At 42.0% G+C, this 8121-nt stretch carries 7 protein-coding genes; 2 read left to right on the forward strand and 5 right to left on the reverse strand.

Annotation, left to right across the window (positions count from 1 at the left end):
* The 3 genes from GMD6S_RS07565 to ylqF form a co-directional block, all read right to left on the reverse strand.
* Positions 1-779 (reverse strand): chloride channel protein (locus tag GMD6S_RS07565; RefSeq protein WP_000392526.1); only part of this gene is annotated, 779 nt, incomplete at its 3' end.
* A 16-nt stretch (positions 780-795) separates the two neighbouring features.
* Positions 796-1575 carry a ribonuclease HII gene (locus GMD6S_RS07570; protein WP_000207521.1) on the reverse strand — a complete coding sequence of 260 codons (780 nt, stop codon included), beginning with the start codon at positions 1573-1575 and terminating at the stop codon, positions 796-798.
* Complete coding sequence (ylqF, locus tag GMD6S_RS07575) at positions 1562-2413, reverse strand: ribosome biogenesis GTPase YlqF (RefSeq protein WP_000201303.1); 852 nt, start codon at positions 2411-2413, stop codon at positions 1562-1564. The genes GMD6S_RS07570 and ylqF overlap by 14 nt, the downstream gene beginning before the upstream one ends.
* Positions 2414-2628: 215 nt before the next feature.
* On the opposite strand from ylqF, the gene mazE reads away from it, so the two are divergent.
* Entirely contained in the window at positions 2629-2844 is a 216-nt protein-coding gene (mazE, locus tag GMD6S_RS07580) for a type II toxin-antitoxin system PemI/MazE family antitoxin (protein ID WP_001028395.1), read from the forward strand.
* Positions 2828-3184 (forward strand): type II toxin-antitoxin system PemK/MazF family toxin, encoded by a 357-nt coding sequence (locus GMD6S_RS07585; protein WP_000560798.1) that lies wholly within the window; start codon positions 2828-2830, stop codon positions 3182-3184. Before mazE ends, GMD6S_RS07585 begins: the two co-directional genes overlap by 17 nt.
* Positions 3185-3217: 33 nt before the next feature.
* Here GMD6S_RS07585 and GMD6S_RS07590 read toward each other — a convergent pair whose 3' ends face one another.
* A complete protein-coding gene (locus tag GMD6S_RS07590) occupies positions 3218-4396 on the reverse strand; it encodes a hypothetical protein (RefSeq protein ID WP_001130899.1) in 1179 nt (392 codons plus the stop codon).
* Positions 4397-4413: 17 nt separating this feature from the next.
* Positions 4414-8067 carry a helicase-exonuclease AddAB subunit AddA gene (gene addA / locus GMD6S_RS07595; RefSeq protein ID WP_000802716.1) on the reverse strand — a complete coding sequence of 1218 codons (3654 nt, stop codon included), beginning with the start codon at positions 8065-8067 and terminating at the stop codon, positions 4414-4416.
* Between the last annotated feature and the right edge of the window lie 54 nt (positions 8068-8121).

Below are 8121 nucleotides of genomic sequence, written 5' to 3' on the forward strand. Positions count from 1 at the left end.
TTGAGTACAGCTTTCTCATAGAGAAAACCAGAAAGCCCGAGAAAAACTCCCATAAGGAGGTAAATCCAATACTGGTCTAGGGTCATGAGAGGAATGTTGTCTGGCATATCTAGTACGGGTGTTAGGCCAAATATGAGTAGTGAGACAAAGTTTGCTACGAGACTGGCTGCTAGAGTTGAGACCCAGAAAAAGCGTGAAAAATGATGATAGACTTCCTCTACAACAAAGAGGAGACCTGCAATCGGTGCATTAAAGGCAGCGGCTAAGCCTGCGGCAGCACCACTGGCAATCAGGGAGCGTTCCTCTACCGGACTGGATTTGAGCCACTTGGCAATACCTTTTCCACCAACTGCTCCAAGTTGAATACTTGGTCCTTCTCGACCTAGCATAAGGCCACTGGCAATAGCAAGAATCCCTAGAATATATTTTTTCCAGAGGACACTCCACCAGTTGAGAGTCATGAGTCCCTTTAGTTCGGCTTCGACTTGAGGAATTCCTGAACCCTTGATGTCTTTTTCCGACCGAGTTAGTTTCGCACTAAGCCAGCTAACAATTAGATAAAATAGACCAATGATAAAAAGATTGCGCACTAGGTGCGCTTGATCTTGATAGAGGCCTTGTATCAGGTAGAAGCCTTTTTCAATTAAGAAACGAAAAGATCCAACGATGAGCCCGACAACTAGCCCGACGATGATTCCCCGCCCAACTTGGGATAATATGGTACTTGAGGCAAAGGCAAATTCTTTCTTGGATCGGAGTATTTCTGACTGTTCCTCCATAATCATTTCCTCCAACTTAACTTTCTTTATTTGCTACAACCAGTGATTTTATCGGTTCAAAACTGGTACGATGAATAGGGGTAACTCCTAGTTTGTCAAGTCCTTCTAAGTGTTTTGCCGTTCCATATCCTACATTAGCTGTAAAATCATATCCAGGATATTGAACATCATAGCCCTTCATCAATTCATCCCGTGTCACCTTGGCCACTATAGATGCAGCTGCGATCGAGAGAGAGTTTGCATCTCCTTTGATGATGGAGGTTTGTGAAATCGGCAACTCCAGTTTCATGGCATCTATCAAGAGGTGCTCAGGTTGGGGACTGAGCTGGGAGATTGCTTCTTTCATGGCCAGTTTGGTCGCTTCATAGATATTGACTTGATCAATGATCTGATTATCCATGATACCAATACCTATTGCCAAGGCTTGGTCTTGAACGGCTTCATAAATTTCCAGATGTTTCTTTTTGGGGATCTTTTTGCTATCGTTGAGGCCTTTAATCTTACATTTTTTAGGTAAAATAACAGCTGCAGCAACTACAGGGCCAGCCAGAGGACCACGGCCTACCTCGTCAACACCTGCTACTAAGGTCAATCCTTGCTTATACAGTTCCTTTTCATAAGAAAGCATAGTTTCCAAACGAAGGTCCTCATCCAGTTCAGCCTGTATGACTTTTTTACGCTTGTTGATTTCCTTTTGAACCCCAGAACGAGGATCCTTTTCCAGTTCAAGAAAAAGGGGATTGTCTAATTCTTTGACAGTGGCAAGAAGTTCTTTAATTTCTTTAATCGTCGTCATCGATGTCGTCCAATGTATCTAAGGTGTAGTTACCGAGTTTTCCATCACGGACTTCCTTGACGAAGAGGCTGTAAAAGCGGTCGTAGTCGTCTCGGAAACCAAGGGCACGGGTCATATCCATGATGATAACAGGTGCTTCTTCTTCTATCTTCATTTGTTTGAAGCGTTCAGCTAGCTTTTCTGGATAATGTTTTTTGAAATAATTAAGACCAAAAATGGTCACTTCATCCATTGGGAGTAGTTGATCTTTAATTGCTCCAGTCAAGGCTAGTTTCAAAGCGACGATTTCGTCTTCGAACTTAGGCCAAAGAATCCCTGGTGTGTCTAAAATTTCAAGGTCTTTGTTGGTTTTGAGCCACTGTTGCCCCTTGGTAACACCTGGTTTATTGCCGACAACTGCAATCTTTTTCCCAGCCAAACGGTTCATGAGAGTTGACTTACCGGCATTTGGAATTCCGATAATCATGGTCCGCAAGGTTTCGATCTTGATACCTCGTTCTTTCTGGCGTGCAATCTTATCAGCCATGAGCTTTTTAGCGGCATCCGTCACAACTTTTACAGTCACTTGCTCTTTGGAGTTGATAGCCAGAGTTTGAATTCCCTGTGATTCAAAATACTGACGCCATTCTTTGGTCATTGCGGGGTCAGCCAGATCTGCCTTATTCAAAATCAAAAGCTTTGGTTTATCCCCAACAATCTTAGTTAACATAGGATTTTGACTAGATAAAGGTAGCCTAGCATCCACCAAAATCGTCACAAAATCAACAAATTTTAAATTCTCCTGAACTTGCCGCCGAGCCTTAGACATGTGACCCGGAAACCATTGAATAGTAGCCATAATATTTTCCCCTTCCGACTAAAAAAAACGTAGTAAAAACGTTTTCTTTCTTACTACCTATTCTATCATAAATTAGGAACTTTTGCACAGGCTTTGACCACAATAAATGACAAATAGTATAGGTGCGAAACATCCTTGATACCAGTCAGGATTTACTTGACTTTTTTTGCCAACAGGTATATACTTGGTGTATACAATTTCGTGGAGGTAGAGCGATGAATATAGTAAAGACTCGGAAGGTGGGGAATTCGCTCACTGTGACTATTCCTAAAAATTTGGGGATGACAGAAGGTCAAGAAATGGTTGTCTACAAAGGGATTGACGGAGTCATTGTCTTAGCTCCAAAGTTGAAAGATCCTTTTGATGGGATTACTGATTTGAGAATGACAAATGATTTTGAAGGGGTAAGGTCACTTGATAGCGAAATCTGACTATATTCCTGAAAAGCAGGATATCATTTGGCTGGACTTTGATCCATCAGTCGGTCGAGAAATCCAGAAACGGCGACCTGCCTTGGTAGTTTCTAGGAGAGAATATGCCTTGCAAACTGGTTTTGTGGCTGTCTGTCCCATCACTCATGGCCAACAACGCTTGGCAGAAAAAGGCTTGCTCGTTCCTGTCTCGTCGGACAAGGTAGATGGCGCTGTCAATCCATTTCAACTGTATACCTTTGATTTTCGGATGCGTAATGCTCAAAAAATAACAAGAATGGACACACAATGTTTTCAGAAAGTCGTCCAACTTTACCAGTACATCTTTGGAGATACTTAAATCCTACCATGCATAGACAAGGTAGGATTTATTCTATATGAGTAACCTATCTAAAAACGGATGAAGACAATTGAAGAGAATCCCTCTAGTCCAGCTTTCTTGTGCTGATGATAGATGCTCTGCTTGAAGGCATTCTTTTAGAAAATCGCGGACTTGTTCTGGTGCAATTTCAAACTCAAAGGCCTTCATCTTGTAAAAAAAGTCGATGAGATGCTTAGATAAGTAATCATCTGAAAAGCGTACTTCTCCACTTTTTCGATATTCTAATAGGAGCCGAGAAAATCTGGATTTTTCATCAGGCAAATCCCGAAAATAGGAATTGAGAAGCCAAGTCTGCTTCTGCTTTCGTTCAATAGGATCTTGATTTGCAATTCGCTGATCCTTTTCCAACTCCTTTTGGTTTTGTTTAGCCTTGATAGCCCGTTCGTCTCTATTCTTACCAAAGAGGATTTTCTCCCACTTTCGTTCTTCTTGGGTCAAGGATTCTGTAAAGCCAAAGTAATCTTGATAGGCTCGTTCTGCAGGACCCATGGCAAGAATGAGGTTGTCAGCGTATTGCTTGGCGATTTTATCTCTTTTCTTGCGTTCCTTCTCTGCCTGAATCCGTAAATGCTGCTCGTAATCTATTTTCTCCTTACCTAGCTTGATAAGGTATAGGTGGTCATCAGACTTACCAAATAGAAAGGGTTTGATGCACTTTTCAAGGACTTCTTCCAGACGAGCCTTCTTTTTTGGCTCTGCCTTGGTCCAACTTCCACCTTGAAAGACTTCTAGGAAGATCTGATAGTCTCTCTCAGGTGCGAATTGATTGCCACGATTGGCTTTGAAAATACCTTTTTCCCAAAACCATTTTAGAAGTTTTTCGTCAAAATCGCTTTTATTGATATTGATTTTTTCCTTTTTCTGGGCCTTTCTGGTTAGGTTTTCAACTTTTCTGAGTAGTCTTTCTTCCTCTTCCAGTTGCTGATCGAGGCTAATACGATGAAAATGGCGAACACAGTCGCTTCCTATAGGGAAGAGACGTTGGCCTGTAACTCCGTTAAAGAGTTCGTAGGTGTATTTTATGGCGTTCCCGCAGACACAATTACTACGGCCAATGCCATTAAAAATCAAGGAAACTTCATTCCATTCCTTGGTAGCTTGATCCCAAGTATCGGCTTTTGAAGCCTGTAAAACCGCATCGTGCAAGGATTTTCTAACTGGAAGTGGCATGAGGTCTCCTTTCTAGATTATACTTTTAAAACTTGAACATCGTCTTTGCCGAGTAAAATCAAGTATTTTTCAATATTTTCAATCGAATAGGCTCGAGATAAGGCCTCTCCGTATAGGGCTAACTGACCACGGTAGCGGTCTATGAGTTGACTTGGTTGATCATAACGGTCAGTCTTGTAGTCAAAAAGAACGATGCGATCCTCATAAAGCAGATAGCCATCCAAGATCCCACGGACAACGAAGTCTTCTTGACTCTTCTGGTCCCGCTTGAGCATAGAAAAAGGTTGCTCGCGATAGAGATGGCCGGTATTAGCGAGAATTTCCTGACCAAGTGGTGTTTCAAAGAAGGCGAGAATTTTAGAAAGATTGATCTTGTCTCTTACAGCTGGACTAGTCTGAACTTGTTTGAGAGTATCTTTCAGGCTAGCAAGTGTTGGTCGCTGACTAAGGTCAATTCTCTGCATGAGTTCGTGAGTGGCACTACCAATCTCAGCTCCAGTTACCTTTTCTTTAGTTGAAAAATCTGGTAAATCGAAGCTGATTTGCTTCTCTGTTGATTTGGTTTGGTTAGCAATTTGTACCCCTTCCATATCCATTACTGGTTCGTAGAATTTCTTGATTTGGCTAGGAGTTTGGACGCTAGGAAGTTCAATAGCCGCACGGTGAAGAGTATTATAGACTTCTACTTCTTTTAGCATTTCCAGAGCTTCTTTGATAGTTTCTGACTGGCGATTGTCTGCTTGAGAACTATCTTGTAGAGGGCTCTTGTTTTCCAATTCTCCGATAGCTTCTCTGGTCAGCTGGTCTTCACCAACAAAACGATAGCTAAAGTTGAGATGGTCTTTGGCAAATACTTTAGTGATCGCCCAGATCCAATCTTGGAAATTCTTGGCTTGAAGTCTGGTATGTTTATCGAGTTTTCCGTTTTCAGATCTTGGATACTCCTTGGCTTCTAGCTTTTCACGAGAGCCCTTACCGACAAGATAGAGCTTTTTCTCAGCCCGTGTCATAGCAACATACAGTAGACGCATTTGCTCAGAATAGCTAGCCAGTTGTAGCTCTTCTTCATTTTGCGTATAAGTGAGGCTAGGAATGGAGAGTTTAATGGTTTTCGGATAGTGGGCTTCTACTGCTCCTGTTTCCACCTTGGCAATGTATTTGACACCAAGCCCATTTTTACGACTGAGAATAACGTCTGACATCGAGTCTTGCTTATTGAAGTCCTGATCCATGTTGAGGATAAAGACATAAGGAAACTCCAAACCTTTACTCTTGTGAATGGTCATGAGTTCCACTGCATCTTTAGGCGGTGCGACGGCTACACTTGCAAGATCATGCTGTGCTTCCAAAACCTGGTCAATCATACGAATAAAACGAGACAAGCCCTTGAAATTACTCTTTTCAAACTGGTCTGCTCTCAAAGCTAAAGCATAGAGATTGGCTTGTTTGGCAGGACCGTTAGGCAAAGCTCCGACATAATCATAGTAAAAACGATCGTTGTATATCTTCCAAATCAGGTCATAAAGGGAGTTGGTTTTGGCATATAAGCGCCAAGAATCCAAAATATCCATGAATTGATTTAGTTTTTCCTCTAAAGGTTTGTGAATTAACTCTTTCTGCTCAGCTGTTTGTTTTTGAGCATGAAGCAGTTTCTCATAAAGATTCTCTTGTACTTTATCAGCTGCTTTTTGAAGGGACAAACGTGCCAGCTCGTCCTCATCGAAGCTAAACATTGGAGACTTCATAAGGGCAACCAAGGCATAGTCTTGGAGAGGATTGTGGATGACACGAAGGGTATCCAACATGACTTGCACTTCTAGGGATTGGAGGTAATTATTCTGCTCTCCGTCTGTTTTCACAGGAATTCCATACTCTGACAGAGCGAGGAGTATCTGATCATTACGACTGCGACTGGAAGTCAAAAGAGCAATTTCCTTAAAGGCTACACCATTCTCTTGATGGAGCTTTAGGATTTCCTTGATGACTAAGCGCATTTCTCCTGTGAGTTTCGTGTCTGCATCACTTTCTTCCTCCTCTTGCCCACTATCGTCCTTATCGTAGAGGAGAAATTCTGCCTTGTTGTCTAGATTGGGAGTTAGTTTGGTATTGGCAAAAACAAGCTGGTGCATGCTATCATAGTTGATTTCGCCGACCTCTTGGTCCATAAGGCGTCCAAAAACATCATTGGTTGCTGATAGCACTTCTGAACTGCTACGGAAATTTTCCTTGAGGAGTATCAACTTCCCCTCTTTAGGATTATGCGCATAGCTTTGGAATTTTTCATTGAAAATCTGCGGGTCTGCCTGACGGAAACGGTAGATGGACTGCTTGATATCCCCCACCATAAAGCGATTTTGACCATTAGATAACAATTCCAGCATTCGTTCTTGAATGTGGTTGGTATCCTGATACTCATCGACCATGACTTCATGGAAACGTTCCTGATATGCCTCACGAATTTGTGGGAAATTCTCTAAAATTTCAATGGTGTAATGGCTAATATCAGCAAATTCAAAGGCATTTTCCTGGCGTTTACGTTCACGATAAGCCTCCACAAAATCGCTCATAAAGTTTTGAAAAGTTTTAGCTAACTCCCAGGTGTCTTCATGAAAACGTTCTTGATAGTCGAGAATCGTTATCTGGTCTGCTAGTTGTCCAAGTTTTGCAAACTGGGATTTTCTCTCCTCGTTATAAGCATCTGCAAGTGGCTTCAAATCAGCCTTTCGACTAGAGTTAGCAAGAGCCCGACCATTTTTCTCCTTCGAGATAGCGACAACACGTGAAAGAACTTTTTGATAAGTCTGACTATCGGACTCGTGATTTAAGGAGCCAATTTCATCCAAAACATCTTGCACAGCTTCTAAATAGGCAGCTTTTGGAAACTCCTTGGCATCGTTATCCAGATGATAACGGAAGAAGCTTTCCAAATCCCAAAGCGCCTGCTTGATTTGCTCGGTCAGTTTGTCTTTTTCAATTGCAAAGTCAGCTTCTTCAAACCCTTTGAGAAAAGAGTCGCTCAGCCATTTTTGGGGACTGCTGGTGGATTGTAAAAAGTCATAGATTTTGTAGACTTGTTGGCGCAGACCACGTTCATCCTTGCCACGCCCAGCAAAGTTCTTCACCAAACTACTAAATTTCTCTTTATTCTCACCTTGATAATGCTCTTCAAAAACTTGATGAAAAACTTCGTTCTTTAAGAGTAACTGTTCACTTTCATTTTGTAGAATACGGAAATTCGGTGCGATATCAATCAGATAACCATGCTTGCCAAGGAATTTTTGTGTGAAAGAGTCCATGGTTCCGATGGCAGCGTTTGGTAGATCTGCCAATTGACGTCCCAAGTGTTGTTTGAGATCGAGATCATCGGTTTCTTGGATTTGTTGGCTGATTTTTTTCTCCAAACGTTCCTTGAGTTCAGTAGCAGCCTTGACGGTAAAGGTCGAGATAAAGAGTTGGCTGATTTCCACACCTCGCGCCAATTGATCCAAAATGCGCTCGGCCATAACAAAGGTCTTCCCTGAACCAGCAGAGGCTGAAACAAGGATATTTTGCCCTTCGGTATAAATGGCTTCGATTTGCTCGGCAGTTTTCTTTTGTTCCTTGCTCGAACTCGCTTCTGCTTCTTGCAATTTTTTAATTTCTTCCTCAGTTAAAAAGGAAATAGGCTTCATCGATTCAACTCCTCTCTCATTTTTTCAAACCAAGCTTGCTTGAGTTTTTCTCCG

This window comes from Streptococcus sp. GMD6S, assembly GCF_000297015.1.